The following is a 16,835-nucleotide window of genomic DNA, read 5'->3' as shown; positions in this document are numbered from 1 at the left end:
GAATTCAAACAGTGTTAGATTCACGCGACGTTTGATCGGGTTCATCGACTGGGGGCACGGTGGAGCTGCGGGACATCGAGATCTTCCTGACCCTGGCGAAGGAGCTGCACTTCGGCCGGGCCGCCGAGCGGCTGCGCGTGTCGCCCGCCAGGGTCAGCCAGGCGATCAAGAAGCAGGAACGCGCCGTCGGCGCCGAGCTGTTCGAGCGCAACAGCCGCAACGTCCGGCTGACCGCGGTCGGCGAGCAGCTGCGCAACGACCTCCAGCCGATCTACCACGGCCTGCTGGACAGCATGGACCGGGCAAAGCTGGCCGCCCAGGGCAAGACCGACGTGCTGCGGGTCGGCATGCTGCCGAGCAACGCGCACGACCTGCGGCCGTACTGGGAGGCCTTTCGGGCCCGCCATCCCCGGTGGGGACTGCGGATCCGGCACAACCCGTTCGTCAGCGCCTTCGACCCGCTGCGCAACGGGGAGATCGACGTGCTCGTCGCCTGGCTGCCCATCGAGGAGCCGGACCTCACCGTCGGGCCGGTCATCTGCGTCGAACCGTCCGTGCTGGTCGTCTCGACCGACCACGAGCTGGCCGGCCGTGACTCCGTCTCGATCGAGGTGCTCGGCGACCACGGCGTCGTGCACGGCCCGGCCGGCCCCGAGTACTGGGAGAACGCGTTCACGCCGTTCCACACACCGAGCGGCCGACCGATCGAACGCCGGCTGGAAATGGCGACCCTGGAGGACATGTTCACCCTGGTCGGAAACGGCGAGGCCGTGCACAACCTCGGCTCCCACGTGGCCAGGTACCACGCCCGCCCCGACATCGCCTACGTGCCCATCCACGACTGGAGCCTGCGCTGGGGGCTGGTCTGGCGCTCCGACACCGACAACGAGCTCGTCCGCGCGCTCGTCGAGGTGGTGCGCGGCCTCGGCGCCCTCGAACTCTGAGCCGGCCGACCACCCCTCGGCCGGCGGTCGACGGGATCGCCGACGGCCAGCGACACTGCGGTCATGACGGCAACCGAGCAGGTGCTGGACATCCCGTTCGACGACGCCTTCCAGTTCGACCCGTCGCCGACCTGGGCGCGGCTGCGCGAGCACGCCCCGATCGTCCGGGTGCGCACGCTGGCCGGCGCGGTGGTGTGGCTGGTGACCCGGCACGCGGACGTGCGGATGGTGTTGACCGACCCGCGCTTCTCCCGCGCGGCCACGGTCGCCGCGAACGCGCCGAGGGTGGCCGTCGCAAGACCGCTCGCCGGCACGCTGCCGGCCACCGACCCGCCGGAGCACACTCGGCTGCGCGGGCTGGTGTCCGGCGCGTTCGCGCACCGCGCGATCGAGCGGACCCGGCCGTGGGTGCGGGCGCTGGCCGAGCGGCTCGCCGGTGACCTCGTCGACGCCGGCAGCGGCGCGGACCTGCGGCAGCTGTTCGCGCTGCCGCTGCCGATCCAGGTGATCTGCCAGCTGCTCGGCGTGCCCTACGCGGACCGGGCGCGGTTCCGCGAGTGGACCGAGCTGGCGTACAGCATGTCGATGGCCGAGCACGAGTCGATCGACGCGGCGATGGCGAGCCTGCTGGACTACATGGCCGCGCTGGTCGCGGACAAGCGCGCGGCGCGCCGCGAACCCGCCGACCTGCTGGACGAGCTGGTGCTCGCGCAGGTCGACCAGGACCGGCTCAGCGACGACGAGCTGGTGGCCTTCGGGGTGAACCTGTTGGTCGCCGGGCACGAGACCTCGGCGAACCAGATCGGCAGCTTCGTGGCCACGCTGCTGCGCGAGCCCGCGCACTGGGCGCGGCTGGTCGCGGACCGCTCGCTCGTGCCGTCCGCGGTCGAGGAGTTGTTGCGGTTCAACCGACTCAGCGAGGTCGGGCAGCTGCGGGTGGCCACCGAGGACGTGTCCGTCGCCGGCACGGTGGTGCGCGCGGGCGACGGCGTGATGGCGGCGATCGGGTCCGCCAACCGCGACCCGCGCGCGTTCCCCGAGCCCGACACGCTGGACCTGGCCAGGACGCCCAACCAGCACCTGGCGCTTGGCGCGGGCCCGCACTTCTGCCTCGGCGCGCAGCTGGCCAGGATCGAGCTACAGGAGTCGCTGCACGCGCTGCTCGCGCGGTTCCCCGACCTGCGGTTGGCGGTGCCGGCCGAACAGCTGCCGTGGCGCAGGGTCCTGGTCAGCGGCCTCGCGGAGCTACCGGTCACCTTCACCAGCTAGCGCGGTGTCCTGATGGGTCCCTTCAGGACGCTGAATGTCCCGAAGGGACCCATCAGGACGGACTGCGGCCCAAGGTCGACCGGCCTAGGCTGGGCTCCGAACGAGCGGGAGACGCCATGAGCAGGTCCAACGTGAACGTCCGGCCGTCGATCCTGGTCCGCCGACCGCGCGCCGAGGTCGCCGCCTTCATGTTCGACCCCGCCAACGACCTGCGGTGGACCGGCGGCATCCGGTCAAGCACGCCGGCCGAGCCGGGGCCGCTCGTGCTCGGGTCGACGGTCGAGCGGACGGCGCGGTTCCTCGGCCGGACCTTCACCTACGGCTACGTCGTCACCGCGCACCGGCCGGACGAGCTGGTGGAACTCAAGGTCGACCGGCCGTTCCCGATGCTGGTGCGCTACGAACTCGGCGACGCGCCAGAGGGCACGCTGGTCGCCATCCACGCCACTGGCACGCCAGGCGGCTTCTTCGGCTGGGCCACTCCGCTGATGGCGCGGCAGGTGCGCAGGAGCATCGCGGGCGACCTGGCCCGGCTGCGCGCCTGCCTCGAGGCGTAACTGCCGTGCAGCGGTCTGGCGATCCCGTCAGGCGGTCTGGAGGCCGCGCAGCCGCTGCGAGATCACCTGGCTGATGCCGTCGCCGCGCATGCTCACCCCGTACAGCGCGTCGGCGATCTCCATCGTCGGCTTCTGGTGGGTGATGATGAGCAGCTGCGACTTCTCCCGAAGCTGCTCGAACAGGCCGATCAACCGGTGCAGGTTGGTGTCGTCCAACGCGGCCTCGACCTCGTCCATCACGTAGAACGGCGACGGCCGCGCGCGGAAGATCGCGACCAGCATCGCCACTGCGGCAAGGGACTTCTCGCCACCGGACAGCAGCGACAGCCGCTTCACCTTCTTGCCCGGCGGCCTGGCCTCCATCTCGATACCGGTGGTCAGCATGTCGTCCGGATCGGTCAGCACGAGCTTGCCCTCGCCGCCGGGGAACAGCGTCGAGAACACGATCTCGAACTCGCGCGCCACATCGACGTAGGCGGCCGAGAAGACCTCGAGGATCTTCTCGTCCACCTCCTTCACCAGCACCAACAGCTCGCGGCGGGTGGCCTTGAGGTCCTCGAGCTGCGTCGACAGGAACTTGTAGCGCTCCTCCAGCGCGGCGAACTCCTCCAGCGCGAGGGGGTTCACCTTGCCGAGCAACGACAGGTCCCGCTCGGCGCGCTTGGCCCGACGCGACTGGGTGTCCCGGTCATAGGGCATCGGCTGCGGCGCGATGACGTCCTCGCCCCGCTCCTTCGCCGCCTCGTACTCGGCCGTCTCCGCCTGGCTCGGCGGGATCAGCACGTCCGGGCCGTACTCGTCGACCAGGTCGTCCAGCCCGATGCCGAACTCCTCGGCGATCTTGGTCTCCAGCTGCTCGATCCGCAGCCGCTGCTCGGCCCGCAACACCTCGTCCCGGTGCACCGCGTCGGTCAGCTTCTCCAGCTCGGTGCCCAGCTCGCGGACCAGGTTGCGCACCTGGGCGAGCAGCGTCTCGTGCTGGCTGCGCCGCTCCTGCGCGGTGTCGCGCTCGCGCGCGGCCCGCGCGAGGGACTCGCCGATCCGCTCGATGGCCAGCTCGCCGCCGCGCACCACCGCGCCGGCCACGGCCGCGCCCCTGGTCCTGGCCTCGCGCGCCTTGGCGGCGCGTTCCCGCGCCTCGCGCTCCGCCCTCGCCGCGCGCCGCAACTGCTCGGCGCGGCCCTGCAACGCGCGGGCCCGCTCCTCGGCGGTGCGCAGCCCGAGCCTGGCGTCCAGCTCGGCCTGCCGCGCCGTGCTCAGCTCGGCCGTCGCCTGGTCCCGCTCGGCGGTGTCCGGCTCGGACTCCATCGGCTGTTCCTGCGCCCCGGCCAGCCGCCCCTCCAGCTCGGCCAGCTTGAGCAGGGCCTCCTCGCGGGACTGCTCGATCTTGGTCCGCTGCGCCCGCACCCGGTCCGCCTCGGCCTGCGCCGAGGTGGCCGCGTGCCGCAGCCGGTTCAACCGCTCCGAGGACCGCGCGTGCCGGACCTTGGCCTCGTTCACGGCCTCCTTGACCGCGCCGACCTCCGCCCTGCGGGCCTGCTGCTCGGCGCGCGCGCCCTCCAGCGCGGCGCTCGACTGCTCGAGGGCCCGCTCGGCGACGGCGAGCTTCAGCTCCGCCTCGTCGACGACGGCCTGCACCTCGATGACGCTCTGGCTGCGGCCGGAACCGCCGATCGCCCAGTCCGCGCCGAACAGGTCGCCCTCCGGGGTCACCGCGCGCACCCTCGGGTGCGCGCCGACCAGCCGCTGGGCCTGGGGCAGATCGTCAACCACCGCAACGAGATTCAGCGCGCGGTGCAGCGCGGGCCGCAACGCCTGCGGGGCCTGCACCAGCCCGACCGCCCAGCGCGCGCCGTCCGGCAGCGCCGGCCAGGCCGAGGTGTCCACAGTGGACGGACCGTCGGTCGCGCCGACGAGCAGCCCGGCCCGCCCGGAGTCGGTCTCCTTCAGCAACCGCAGCGCGGCCAGCGCGTCCTCGCCGCCCGCGACCGCGACGGCGTCGGCGATCGGGCCGAGCGCGGCGGCCAGCGCCACCTCCGCACCCGGTTCGACGGTCAGCAGCGCGGCCACCGAGCCAAGCAGGCCCGGCAGCCGATCACCGGCCGCCAGCAGCGCGCCCGCGCCGTCCTTGCGGGTCAGGCCGAGCGACAGCGCGTCCACCCTGGCCCGCCACGACGCGATGTCCTTCTCCGCCGTCCGCTCGGCGCGCACCAGCTCCTCGACGCGCGCCTTCGCGGCCTCGTTGGCCTGCACGACCTGCGCGTGCCGCTCGTCGAGGCCCGCGTCGCCCTCGTCCTCGGTGCCCGACTCGGTCTGCTGCTCGGCCAGCTCCAGCTCGGCCAGCTCGACCCGCTCGGTCGCCTCGGCCAGCGTCACCGACAGCCGCTCGATCTCCTCGGCGGTGGCGTTCGTCTTGCTGCGCAACACATCCACCTGACCGGCGAGCCTGGCAAGGCCCTCCCTGCGGTCGGCGATCGCGCGGATCGCGGCCAGGTGCGCCCGCTCGGCCGCCGCCACCGTGCGCTCCAGCTCGGAGCGGCGCTCGGTGGTCTCCGCGAGCAGGATGCGCGCCTCGGTGACCGCCTCCTGGAGCTCGGCCTCCCGGAACGCCGTCTCCTCGGCCTCCGCGTCCAGCTCGTCCGGGTTCCGGCCGCCCCTGGGCGCCTCGACGTCGGCGGACAGGTGCCGGTAGCGCTCGGCGGCGAGCCGGACCGTGCCGCGCAGCCGCTCCTCCAGCGCCGACAGCCGGTACCAGGTGTCCTGCGCCCTGGCGAGCTTCGGCGCGTCGGCGGCGACCAGCTCCTCCAGCTCATTCTGCTTGGCCTGGGCGATCTGGAGCGCCTGCTCGACCTCGGTCCGGCGGGCCCGCGCGGCGGCCTCGTCGTGTTCCTCCCTGGCCAGCTCGCCGCGCCGGGTCACCAGGTCGTCGGCCATCAGCCGCATCCTGGCGTCGCGCAGGTCGGACTGGACGGCCTGGGCCTTGCGGGCGATCTCGGCCTGCTTGCCCAACGGCTTGAGCTGGCGGCGCAGCTCGGCGGTGAGGTCGGTGAGCCTGGTCAGGTTGGCCTGCATGGCGTCCAGCTTGCGCAGCGCCTTTTCCTTGCGCCTGCGGTGCTTGAGCACGCCAGCGGCTTCCTCGATGAACGCGCGGCGCTCCTCGGGCTTGGACTCCAGGATCGCGGCGAGCTGGCCCTGGCCGACGATCACGTGCATCTCGCGGCCGATGCCGGAGTCCGACAGCAGCTCCTGGATGTCCATCAGCCGACAGCCGTTGCCGTTGATCTCGTACTCGGTGGCCCCCTCGCGGAACATCCGCCTGGTGATGGAGACCTCGGTGTAGTCGATGGGCAGCGCGCCGTCGGAGTTGTCGATGGTCAGGGTCACCTCGGCGCGCCCGAGCGGGGCGCGGCCGGCCGTGCCGGCGAAGATGACGTCCTCCATCTTGCCGCCGCGCAGGCTCTTGGCGCCCTGCTCGCCCATCACCCACTGGAGGGCGTCGAGCACGTTGGACTTGCCGGAGCCGTTCGGGCCGACGACGCAGGTGATGCCCGGTTCGAAGCGCAGCGTGGTGGCCGAGGCGAAGGACTTGAAGCCCTTCAGCGTCAGGCTCTTGAGATGCACGGTGCGCTGGCCCTTCCGCTACCCGGTCCGCGTCGTATCCGGCTGAGGGTACCCGGGTGCGCGGCGGAACCGTGGGAGGCCGTCGCACTAGCCTGGACGGCGGAGCGTGACCAGGGTCTGGTGGTCGGCCGTGCGGATCTCCATGCGGTCGATCTGGTCGAGCGCGAAGGAGGACGCGCCGGGCACCCGCTCGCCGCCGGAATAGGTGGAACCCCACCAGCCGCCGATCTCGGCGCGGCCGTCGGCCGTGTAGAGGATGAGCTGGCACCGCACGCCGGCCGGCAGGTGGTCGAGCTGGAGCTGCACCTCCGTGCCCCACGGTCGCCCCTGGAGCTGGGCCGCGGCCGCCACCCCGCTGCCCTGGTCGGACGCGGTCCACATCGCCGAGGCCGGGGCGGGCGACTGGTCGGCGTCGAACAGCCTCGGCACCAGCAGCCCGACGGCCGCCAACAGCACCACGAACCCGGCGGCGACCAACACCCACCGCCGCCGCAGCCGACCCGGCCCCGCAGGTAGCGGCGACACCGGCAGGTCAGCCTGAGACTCCGCTGCCGGCGGGCTCGATGGCAGGTCCGGTGCCGCGTCCGACGGTCGGTCGGCCGACAACGCGGGCCTCGGTGTCGATGGCAGCTCTGTCGGCAGCTGAGCCGACGGGCCCGAGGTCGGCTCAGCCGGCGGCTCCGCCGGCAGGACAACCGGCAGGGCAGTCAGCAGGGCGGTCGGCAGGGTGACGGGCGACGGTGCCACGTCGGCGTCGTCGAGGTCGTCCAGGGTCAGCTGGCCGAGCAGTCCGGGCAGCGGCGCGAGACGGACCAGCTCGTCGCGGCAGATCGGGCAGCCGTCCAGGTGCCGTTCGAAGGCCGCGCGCTCCCCCGGTTCGAGCGCGCCGAGCAGGTAGGCGCCGAGCGAGACGGTGTGCAGGCAGCTCACGGCTCCGTCACCCCCCGCTCCTCAAGGGCGCCGCGCAGGGCGCGCAGGGCGTAGTAGGAGCGCGACTTGACCGTGCCGACCGGGATGCCGAGGACGGTGGCCGCCTCGGCGACGGTGCGGCGGCGGTAGAACAGCTCGACGACCACCGTGCGGTGCTCGACGGACAGCGCGCGCATGGCCTCGGCGACCTGCCAGTTCCGCAGCACCTTGTCCACCTCGTCGGAGACCGGCGGCAGGTCGGCCGGTTCCATCGGGACCTCGGCGACCCGCGCGCCCTTGCGGCGGTAGCCGGACACGACCAGGTTGCGGGCCACGGTGTACAGCCACGGGCCGGCCAGCTCCGGGGTCAGTGAGTCGGAGTGCCGCCAGGCCCGCAGCAGCGTCTCCTGCACGATGTCCTCCGCGTACTGGTAGTCCCCGCCGACCGAGCGCAGCACGTAGCCGAGCAGCGGTCCGCGCCAGCGGCCGTACAGCTGCGTCACGACGTCCTCGCCCCGCTCCGGGGTGCTGTCCACGACTCAGTACTACGCCCATCGCGCCGATTTGGTTCAACAACTGAACCCATCGGGCTCGGGAGGCGTACTCGCAGGCAGCCGTCCGTCCGAGGACCGGCGTCCCGGTGTCTCCGGATGTTCCGGCGAGAGGAGCCGGCCATGGCCGAGTCGAGGATTCCCGCACTGCTCGCGCTGACGATCGCCGTCGGTGCGACGCTCGCCGCCTGCGGCCAGGGCGGTGGCTACGGCGGCGGTTATGGCGGCGCGGGTGGTTCGACGTCGACGGCGCCGGCCGGCGGCGGCCTGGCCAGCAGGGACCAGGTCGGCGTCGGCACGGTGCTCACCGACGGCGGCGGACGGGCGCTGTACGTGAACGACCAGGAGTCCACCGGGTCGGTCAAGTGCGTCGGCGCCTGCCTCGGCGTGATCCGCCGGTCGGACAACGGACAGCAGCAGCTCACCTACCGCGGCGCGCCGCTGTACCTGTTCGCCGGCGACGACGGCGGCAGCGCGAAGGGGAACAACGCGAAGGACAGCTTCGGCGGCGTCGCGTTCACCTGGCACGTGGTGACGATCGGCAGCGCGCCGACCAGCCAGACGACCCAGGATCAGGGCGGCGGCTACGGCTACTGACCGCCGCTACCGCTTTGCCGGCCAAACAGGCAAAGCCGCGATCCTCGACGAGCTGTGCGCCTTGACCAGCTGGCACCGCGACCACGCCGCAAAGCCCTCCGAACAGCCTTGAGGGCCACACACCGTGCCAGGCCACGGACACCCCGCGACCCGGTCTACGGACCCGAGGTCATCGCGGCCCTGCGGAAGGTCTCGGCCGTCCTCGACGCACCCGCCGGGAAACGCCTGGCGCTGTTCCTGCCCCAGATCGTGGACCGCCTGATCGCCTGCGGGGAACTCCACGTCACCGACGCGACCCGCTACCAGCTGGTACGGATGTCCGCGGCCACCATCGACCGCCGCCTGGCCACCGACGTCACCCGAACCGAACCCCGCCCCACCGGAGAACCCTCACCGGAGAAACCCCGCCCCACCGGTAGAAACACCCCACCCAACCTCAGGGGGCCGTGCCCTTGGCCAGCGTATCGGCGATCGGCGGCGGGCGGCGGCGAGTGCGAGTGGCTGTGGACAACCAAGCACGTTGTGGACAACTCGGCGGCTCTCAGCGCTCAACGAAACCGGCCGACGACTGTCAGCGCTCCACGAAACCGCTCAGCGGCTGTCAGCGCTCGACGAAACCGGCCGACGGCTCTCAGCACTCGACGAAACCGGCCGACGACTGTCGGCACTTCGATGAAGCCGGTCGACGGCTGTCACCGCTCGACGAAACCGGTCGGCAGCTGTCAGCGCTCGACGAAGCCGGTCGGCAGCTGTCAGCGCTCGCCAAAGCCGGTCGACGGCTCTCAGCGCTCGACGAAGCCGGTCAGCCCGCCGGTGGCCTCGCTCCAGCGCTCCACGACCGAGTCCACCCGTCCGGGGGTGGCGCCGGAACGCAGTGCGGCCAGCAGTGACCGGCAGGCCGACTCGGTTCCCTCGGCGACCACCTGCACGCGGCCGTCCGACAGGTTGGCCGCGCTGCCGACCAGGCCGAACCGCAGCGCCCGGGAGCGCGTCCACCAGCGGAAACCAACGCCTTGGACGTGACCGTGCACCCACACCGTCAGGCGCGTGATTCGGTCTTCCGTGGACATGTCGGGCATGTTTCCGCACGCACCCGGCCGGCTCCACACAGACCTTGGCGTATCACCCATTAGTGGTACGGTGCCCGACCGTGAGCGCTCGGCGGAGCAGGCGAACGTCCGTAGTGGTCGGCTTGGTCGGTTTGGCAATCGGTGCCGCTGGCGCAGGCGGCACCGTTGTCGTGGCCGACCCGTTCGGCGGCACCACGCCGCTGAGCCTGCACTATCGCACCACCGACTCCGACAGACCCTCGATCGACACGGCGGCGGCCGCGGCACCGGGACGCGGCGCCGGCATCGAGACCAACCGGCCGACCGGCCAGCCACCGACCTCGAGCGCGCCAAGCTCGTCCAGCGTCGAGCCGACCACCACGACCACCACCCCTGCACAGCCGACCACCACCACCCCGGCGCCGACCACCACTACGACTCCGCCGACGACGACCGAGCAGCCGACCACTACTACGACCGACCCGAACCCCGGTCGCCAGGTGCTGGCGCTGGTCAACGAGCAGCGGTCCACCGCGGGCTGCGCGCCGCTGAAGGCCGATGACCGGCTTACGGCGGCGGCGCAGGCACACAGCACGGACATGTCGGCGCGGAACTACTTCTCGCACGACACCCCAGAGGGCAAGGACTTCGCCACCAGGATCACCGACGCCGGCTACCCGAGCCCCGGCGGCGAGAACATCGCCAAGGGGCAGCGCAGCCCCGGCGAGGTGATGCAGGCGTGGATGAACTCCGCAGGACACCGCAGGAACATCCTCGACTGTTCCTTCACCACGATGGGACTCGGCCTGAGCACCCAGGGCTGGTACTGGACACAGGACTTCGGCCGCTGATGGCATCGACAACGGGAGACAACGGCGTGAACGACGAATTCGACCTGCCACAGCAGCTCTCGCCGGAGCCCGAGCCGGGCAAGCGCCGGCTCGGGATGTCGCCGCAGGTCATCCTCGCGGCGACCGGCGTGCTGGTGGCGACCGTGTTCGCCTCGCTGGCCACGATGGTGTCCGGCGGGCAGCACGCGGACGCGGGGAACCAGAACACGCCGAAGGTCGACGTGGTCTCGAAGGACACCATCTCGGGCTCCTCGGTGATCGTCACCTCGACGTCCGCGGGCCAGACCTCGGCCGAGTCCGGCGCGTCGTCCTCGGGCGACCCGACCGGGACCTCGCAGCTGAGCGTCAAGCCGACGACCAAGCCGAGGCTGACCACGATCACCAGGCCGGACGGCACCACCACGACGGTCGAGCTTCCGCCGACCCAGACACAGCCAACACAGACGCAGCCGACCCAGACCCAGCCGCCGGTCACCACCACGACCACGACGACGAACCCTCCGACCACCACGACCACGACAACCACCACGACCACGACGACGACCACCACCACGACGACGTCGAAGTAGTCGGAAGGGTGTCCAGGTCGCAGCCGAGGGAGAGGGCGGCGGCATTATCGACGGTTCGGGGCGTAACACCCTGCGTAGACCGTGAACACGATGGAGTGATCTTCGATCGCAGGGTTCGGGTGCCGGGCCTCCAGCGCCGATAACTCGACGACGGAACCAGCCGACTGGGTTCCCCGACGAGGAGTTTGCGTGTCCGAGCCACAGTTCGACGACGTCGTCGCCCCGTCCAGCCAGAAGAAGCAGCGCACGAAGCTGCCAGTGCCACTGATGATCGCCATCGCGGGGGTCGCCGCCGCGACCGTCTTCGCGACGGTCGCGTCGCTGCTGGCCGGCTTCAGCAAGGACGCCAAGCAGGACACGCACAAGGCCGACCAGTTCCAGCCGGCCGGCGGGCAGCCGATGGTCACCTCGCTGAGCATCGCGCCGAACGGCCACACGGTGACGATCTCGGTGCCGGCGCCGAAGTCGGCGAGGCCCTCGGCGTCCCAGTCGGACGCGGCTGCTTCGGGTCAGGCCTCCGGTCAGGCGGGCGGCCAGGCCGACCCGGCCGCTGGGCCTGCCGCCGGGCCAAGCACTCCCAGCGCACCCCAGACGACCGGCACGCCGAAGCCGTCGCCGACCGACTCGGTCTCGCCGACGACGTCGGCGGTGTCGCCGAGCAACCCGCCGTCCTCCGGCAGCCTGCCGAGGTCCGAGCCTCCGTCGACCACCGTCTCGCACTGATATTTCACAGCAGGAACGGGCCCTGGCGCGTGCGCCAGGGCCCGTTCCGGTCGGTCAGCTCACTCCTGGATGTAGTCGACGGAGAAGGTGCCGCCGGACACCGCGTTGGTGCGGTCCTCGAAGCCTGCGGAGCTGCTGGCGTCGAGCGCGACGGCGTTGCCGTAGTTGCCGAGCGACTGGCCGTTGATCTTGGCGTTGGTGAAGGTGACCCTGCCGAAGTCCGGGTAGCCCGCGGTCGGCGACTCCAGGATGAACTCGGCGGAGGCGTTCGCGCCGTTGTAGGACTTGGAGACCGTGCGCGTCCAGCCCTTGGTGTTGTCGGTCAGCTTCAGCGTGTACTTGGTGCCGCTGCGGGTGACCGAGGCGGTGAAGCTGTCGCCGGCGCTGACCGGGTTGCTGTAGTACACCGGGGACTGCGGGTACATCTCGTACCAGGCCTGGTACACCGGCGAGCCCGAGGAGCAGTCGGTGGCGACGCCGGTCTGCTCGACCGAGGAGCTGCCGTAGCCGTCGATGCCCACCCACGGCGCGTACAGGTCGTTGGAGGAGTTGCAGGTGACGGCCGGCTCGACCCAGCTGGCGCTGACCGAGCTGAACCCGCTGCCCTGGACCACGTAGCCCGACCAGTTCCCACCGTCCTGGTTGAACTTCCCGCCGACCCTCGGCTGGCTGTGCGCGGCGGTGGAGTGGTGGGGCGCGAAGATCGGGGCAGCCGAGACAGGGGCGGCTGCCGCGAGAACCCCGGCGACGCCGACGGCGGCCGCCACAAGGGCTCCAATACGTGCACGCATGGGGAATGAACCTCCGGTTGCAGGGTTGGGGCCGTGTGGCCCCACCGGTGGTTCAACTCTGAACTTCTTGGCCCGGCCCGGCGTACCGCCGGTCGTAGGGTTCTATCAACCGACCCTCGCCACATTCAGTGAATAGGCGACTACGGGTGGATGTCGCGAAGGACGCGCCTTCACGACTCGAAGCGGTAGCCCATGCCGGGTTCGGTGAGCAGGTGCCTCGGGTGCGAGGGCTCCGGCTCCAGCTTGCGCCGCAGCTGCGCGAGGTAGACCCGCAGGTAGTGCGACTCGGTGGCGTATGCGGGACCCCAGACGTCCTGGAGCAGCTGCTTCTGCGCGACCAGCCTGCCCCGGTTGCGCACCAGCACCTCGAGCACGCCCCACTCGGTCGGCGTCAGGTGCACCTCGGCGCCGTCGCGCAGCACCTTCTTCGCCGCGAGGTCCACGGTGAACGAGGCCGCCTCGATCACCGCGACCTCGTCGTCCGCGCCCGCCGCCGACCGCCGCACGGCCGCGCGCAGCCTGGCGAGCAGCTCGTCCATGCCGAACGGCTTGGTCACGTAGTCGTCCGCGCCCGCGTCCAGGGCCTCCACCTTGTCCGTGGAGTCGGTGCGTGCGGACAGCACGATGATCGGCACGCTGGTCCAGCCGCGCAGTCCGGCGATCACCTCGGTGCCGTCCACGTCGGGCAGGCCGAGGTCGAGCACCACCACGTCCGGTCTGCCCTCCGCGGCGGCCCGCAGCGCCGCGGTCCCGTCGTGCGCGGTCAGCACCTGGTATCCCCTGGCGGACAGGTTGATCCGCAGCGCGCGAACGATCTGCGGCTCGTCGTCCACCACAAGAACCTTCGTCATCCCTGCTCCTCTGTCCGCACCGACTCCGACCCGAACCGCTCCGACCCGACCCACTCCGACCCGGCGGCCGTCACCGAGCCGGCGAACTCCGCCGACGGCGATCCGACCGGTCCGACCGGTCCGACCGGTCCGACCAACTCGACCGGCCCAGCCGACCCGACGGGCTCGACCGTCATCGGCACTGCGACCTCGTCCGACGCCGTCCAGCCCGGTGGGCACACGGGCAGCGAGATGACGATGGTCAGGCCGCCGCCCGGCGTGTCCTCCGCCGCGATCGTGCCGCCCATCGCCTCGGTGAACCCCTTCGCCACGCTGAGCCCCAACCCGACTCCCGTGGTGGCGTCCCGGTCCCCGAGCCGCTGGAACGGCGCGAACAGCGCGGCGGAGCCGCCCTTGGGCACGCCCCTGCCGTGGTCGACGATCCGCAGCTCAACGTGCGAGGCGTGCGTGCTCGCCCGGACCGCGACGGCCGGTTCGTCCTGGTCGATCCTGCCATCTCCGTCGACGTCGACCGGCCGCCGAGGGCTCAGCCTGCCGTGTCGCAGCGCGTTGTCCACCACATTGGCGACCACCCGCTCCAGCAGCCCGACGTCGGCGAGCACCAGCGGCAGCTGCTCGTCGACGTCGACCGCGACCGCGCGCGGATCGTCCACACCGGACAGTGCCCTTGCCACCACCTCGTAGTACCCGACCGCCCGCAGCTGCGGCTCGACCGCGCCCGTCGCCAGCCGGGACGAGTCCAGCAGGTTGTCGACCAGCCCGGCCAGCCGGTCGGCGGACTCCTCGACCGTGGCGAGCAGTTCCGAGGTGTCCTCGGTGGACAGTCGCAGCTCGGGATCGCGCAGGCTGCCGGCCGCGGCCTTTATCGACGTCAACGGCGTCCGCAGGTCGTGGCCGACGGCGGACAGCAGCGCCGTGCGCAGTTCGGTGGTGTCGGCCCTGCGCTGCGCGGCGGCGGCCTGCTCGGCCATCCGCTGCTGCCGCAACGCGAGCAGCGCCTGCCCGGCCGCCGCCTCCAACACCCGCCGGTCGGTCGCCGGCAGCGCCCTGCCGCGCAGTGCGAGGTGCACGTCCGGGGTCACCGGCACGTCGACGTCCGCCTCGTCCGGCTCGTCGCACGGCTGCGATCCGACGCAGGCCACCCGCCGCCACTCGCCCTTGCTCCGCTCCAGCAGCGCAACCGAGCTGAGCCCGAAGTTCTCCCGCACCTTCTCGAGCAGCCTGGCCAGCGGGAACGGGTGGGTCAGCACGGTCCTGGCGTAGGAGGCGAGCAGCGTCGCCTCGGTCTTGGACCTGGCCGCCTGCTCGGCCCGCCGCGCCGCCCGGTCCACCACCAGCGACACCATCACGGCCACGATCACCATCGCTACCAGCGTGCCGACGCTCTGCGGCTCGTAGATCGTGATGCTGAAGGTGGGCGTGGTGAAGAAGTAGTCCATCAACAACCCGGACAGGCCGGCCGCCAGCAGCGCGGGGCCGAGGCCGCCGACCAGCGCCACCGCCACCGTGGCCAGCACGTAGTCGAGCACGTCGGTGGCCTGCACGATGTGGCCCCGGTAGACGCTGCCGATCGCGGTGACCAGGCCGGGCAGCAGCAGCGCCAGCGCCCAGCCCCACATGATCCGCGACCGCGACAGCGGCACCCGGTTGCGGGTGAGCTTGCGCAGCTTCCCGCCGGACTGCTCGTGCGTGACCATGTGCACGTCGATCGGGCCGGACTCCTGCACGACGGTCGCGCCGATGCCCTCGTCGAACACGCGGGCCAGCCGGGAGCGCCGGGAGGTGCCGACGACCAGCTGGGTCGCGTTGGACGCTCTGGCGAACTCCAGCAGCGCCACCGGCACGTCGTCGCCGACCACCGTGTGGAAGGTCGCGCCGAGGTCCTCGGCCAGCTTGCGGTACTTGGCGACCGCGCCGAGCGGCGCGCCGGCCAGCCCGTCGCCGCGCAGCACGTGCAGCACCAGCAGCTCGGCGCCGGCCCTGGTGGCGATCCGGCTGGCCCTGCGGATCAGCGTCTCGCTCTCCCGGCCGCCGGTGATGGACACCACGACCCGCTCCCTGGCTTCCCAGGTCTCGGTGATCTGCTGCTCGGCCCGGTACCGCTGGAGCGCGACGTCGACCTGGTCGGCCACCCACAGCAGCGCCAGCTCGCGCAGCGCGGTGAGGTTGCCCGGCCGGAAGTAGTTGCCCAGCGCCGCGTCGATCTTGTGCGCCGGATAGACGTTGCCGTGCGCGAGCCTGCGCCGCAGCGCCTCGGGGGTGAGGTCGACCAGCTCGATCTGCTCGGCCCTGCGCACCACCTCGTCGGGCACGGTCTCCTGCTGCTGGACGCCGGTGATGCGCTCGACGACGTCGTTGAGGCTCTCCAGGTGCTGCACGTTCACCGTGGACAGCACATCGATGCCGGCCTCGAGCAGCTCCTCGACGTCCTCCCAGCGCTTGGTGTTGCGCGAGCCGGGGACGTTGGTGTGTGCCAGCTCGTCGACCAGCGCGACCTCTGGCTTGCGCGCCAGGATCGCGTCGACGTCCATCTCGGTGAAGTCGTGGCCCCGGTGCGACAGGTGCCTGCGCGGCACGATCTCCAGGCCGTCGACCAGCTCGGCGGTCTTCGCCCTGTTGTGCGTCTCGACGAGGCCGACCACCAGGTCGGTGCCCCGGTCGAGCCGCCTGCGGGCCTCGCCGAGCATGGCGAAGGTCTTGCCGACGCCGGGCGCGGCGCCGAGGTAGATGCGCAGTTCACCTCGGCGCGGCTGCCTGGCTGAGTTGTAGCCTTCCACGCCTCCAGTCTGCGCCTCGGGCGATTCGTCCACTTGGCCTACTCCCGCTGGACGCCACCGTGGCACCCGGGCGGCGAGCCGCCTGAGTGCCACGGTGGGACGTTCGAACTGTCGAAACCGGTGCTGCGAACCGGAACTACGCGTGCCCGCCCGCCGCGCGAACCGCGAGGTTGAGCTCCAGCACGTTGACTGTCGGCTCGCCGAGCACACCGGCCCCGCGCCCGCTGGTGTGATCTGCGACAAGCTGCCGGACCTTGGCCTCGGGCAGGCCGGTCACCCGGACGACCCTGGGCACCTGGAGCTCGGCGTAGGCCGGGCTGATGGCCGGGTCGAGGCCGGAGCCCGACGCGGTCACGGCGTCGGCCGGGACCTTGTCGTTGCTGACGCCCTCGCGCTTGGCGATGGCGTCCTGCCTTGCCTGGACCGCCTTGACCAGGTCGGGGTTGTCGGCGGCCTTGTTGGACGCGCCAGAGACGGACGGGTCGCCGGGGGGCAGCGGGTTGTTGCTGTCCTTCGGGTCGGCCGTCACCGCCTGCGGGCGGTTGTGGAACCACGGGTCGTGGTCGGGGTCGGCCGCGACGGGGTCGACGCCGATCAGCGAGGACCCGACCGGCTGGCCGTTCTCGTTGACCACCGAGCCCTCGGCCTGGTTGTGCAGGCCGGGAATCCGGCTGACGCCCCAGACCGCGAGCGGGTAGAGGACCCCGAGCAGCACGGTGAGCGCAAGCAGCACCCGCAGTCCTGCCCAGGTCTGCTTGACGATGGACTTCACCACG

Annotated in this window: 15 protein-coding genes; 7 read left to right on the top strand and 8 right to left on the bottom strand. The window is 71.9% G+C overall.

Annotated features, from left to right (window positions below; genetic code table 11):
- Window positions 1-59: 59 nt before the first annotated feature.
- From F0L68_RS32965 to F0L68_RS32955, 3 genes are all read left to right on the top strand, one after another.
- The gene (locus F0L68_RS32965) at window positions 60-944 is read left to right on the top strand and encodes a LysR family transcriptional regulator (RefSeq protein WP_149853781.1); all 885 of its coding nucleotides are present in this window, start codon (window positions 60-62) and stop codon (window positions 942-944) included.
- Window positions 945-1,007: 63 nt separating this feature from the next.
- Window positions 1,008-2,213, top strand: coding sequence for a cytochrome P450 (locus tag F0L68_RS32960; RefSeq protein WP_149853780.1), 1,206 nt, complete (start codon window positions 1,008-1,010; stop codon window positions 2,211-2,213).
- Window positions 2,214-2,329: 116 nt separating this feature from the next.
- Entirely contained in the window at window positions 2,330-2,770 is a 441-nt protein-coding gene (locus tag F0L68_RS32955; protein WP_149853779.1) for an SRPBCC family protein, read from the top strand.
- A gap of 27 nt (window positions 2,771-2,797) precedes the next feature.
- Here F0L68_RS32955 and smc read toward each other — a convergent pair whose 3' ends face one another.
- From smc to F0L68_RS32940, 3 genes are all read right to left on the bottom strand, one after another.
- Window positions 2,798-6,391 carry a chromosome segregation protein SMC gene (gene smc, locus F0L68_RS32950; RefSeq protein WP_149853778.1) on the bottom strand — a complete coding sequence of 1,198 codons (3,594 nt, stop codon included), beginning with the start codon at window positions 6,389-6,391 and terminating at the stop codon, window positions 2,798-2,800.
- Between the two features lie 87 nt (window positions 6,392-6,478).
- The gene (locus F0L68_RS32945) at window positions 6,479-7,321 is read right to left on the bottom strand and encodes a zf-HC2 domain-containing protein (protein ID WP_149853777.1); all 843 of its coding nucleotides are present in this window, start codon (window positions 7,319-7,321) and stop codon (window positions 6,479-6,481) included.
- Window positions 7,318-7,836, bottom strand: a complete 519-nt coding sequence (locus F0L68_RS32940) for a sigma-70 family RNA polymerase sigma factor (protein WP_149853776.1) — start codon at window positions 7,834-7,836, stop codon at window positions 7,318-7,320. The genes F0L68_RS32945 and F0L68_RS32940 overlap by 4 nt, the downstream gene beginning before the upstream one ends.
- A 138-nt stretch (window positions 7,837-7,974) precedes the next feature.
- Between F0L68_RS32940 and F0L68_RS32935 the strand changes: the two genes are divergently transcribed.
- Entirely contained in the window at window positions 7,975-8,448 is a 474-nt protein-coding gene (locus tag F0L68_RS32935) for a COG4315 family predicted lipoprotein (protein ID WP_188316952.1), read from the top strand.
- A gap of 782 nt (window positions 8,449-9,230) precedes the next feature.
- On the opposite strand, the gene F0L68_RS32930 is transcribed toward F0L68_RS32935, so the two are convergent.
- Complete coding sequence (locus tag F0L68_RS32930; protein WP_149853774.1) at window positions 9,231-9,518, bottom strand: acylphosphatase; 288 nt, start codon at window positions 9,516-9,518, stop codon at window positions 9,231-9,233.
- Window positions 9,519-9,688: 170 nt separating this feature from the next.
- Between F0L68_RS32930 and F0L68_RS32925 the strand changes: the two genes are divergently transcribed.
- The 3 genes from F0L68_RS32925 (at window position 9,689) to F0L68_RS32915 (ending at window position 11,640) form a co-directional block, all read left to right on the top strand.
- Entirely contained in the window at window positions 9,689-10,348 is a 660-nt protein-coding gene (locus tag F0L68_RS32925) for a CAP domain-containing protein (protein WP_223199340.1), read from the top strand.
- 26 nt (window positions 10,349-10,374) lie between these two features.
- The gene (locus F0L68_RS32920) at window positions 10,375-10,917 is read left to right on the top strand and encodes a hypothetical protein (RefSeq protein WP_149853772.1); all 543 of its coding nucleotides are present in this window, start codon (window positions 10,375-10,377) and stop codon (window positions 10,915-10,917) included.
- A gap of 189 nt (window positions 10,918-11,106) precedes the next feature.
- Window positions 11,107-11,640 (top strand): hypothetical protein, encoded by a 534-nt coding sequence (locus F0L68_RS32915; RefSeq protein ID WP_149853771.1) that lies wholly within the window; start codon window positions 11,107-11,109, stop codon window positions 11,638-11,640.
- A 59-nt stretch (window positions 11,641-11,699) separates the two neighbouring features.
- Here the strand turns inward: F0L68_RS32915 and F0L68_RS32910 are convergent, their stop codons facing one another.
- The 4 genes from F0L68_RS32910 to kdpC form a co-directional block, all read right to left on the bottom strand.
- Window positions 11,700-12,431: a G1 family glutamic endopeptidase gene (locus F0L68_RS32910; protein WP_149853770.1), complete on the bottom strand. Its 732-nt coding sequence runs from the start codon at window positions 12,429-12,431 to the stop codon at window positions 11,700-11,702.
- A 170-nt stretch (window positions 12,432-12,601) separates the two neighbouring features.
- Window positions 12,602-13,282 carry a response regulator gene (locus tag F0L68_RS32905; protein ID WP_149853769.1) on the bottom strand — a complete coding sequence of 227 codons (681 nt, stop codon included), beginning with the start codon at window positions 13,280-13,282 and terminating at the stop codon, window positions 12,602-12,604.
- The gene (locus F0L68_RS32900; protein ID WP_149853768.1) at window positions 13,279-16,059 is read right to left on the bottom strand and encodes a DUF4118 domain-containing protein; all 2,781 of its coding nucleotides are present in this window, start codon (window positions 16,057-16,059) and stop codon (window positions 13,279-13,281) included. The genes F0L68_RS32905 and F0L68_RS32900 overlap by 4 nt, the downstream gene beginning before the upstream one ends.
- Window positions 16,060-16,195: 136 nt before the next feature.
- Complete coding sequence (kdpC, locus tag F0L68_RS32895) at window positions 16,196-16,831, bottom strand: K(+)-transporting ATPase subunit C (protein ID WP_149853767.1); 636 nt, start codon at window positions 16,829-16,831, stop codon at window positions 16,196-16,198.
- Window positions 16,832-16,835: the final 4 nt, after the last annotated feature.

Source organism: Solihabitans fulvus (genome assembly GCF_008386585.1).
In the GTDB taxonomy this organism is placed as follows: Bacteria; Actinomycetota; Actinomycetes; order Mycobacteriales; family Pseudonocardiaceae; genus Solihabitans; species Solihabitans fulvus.
This window is presented reverse-complemented; position numbering and strand designations above follow the sequence as displayed.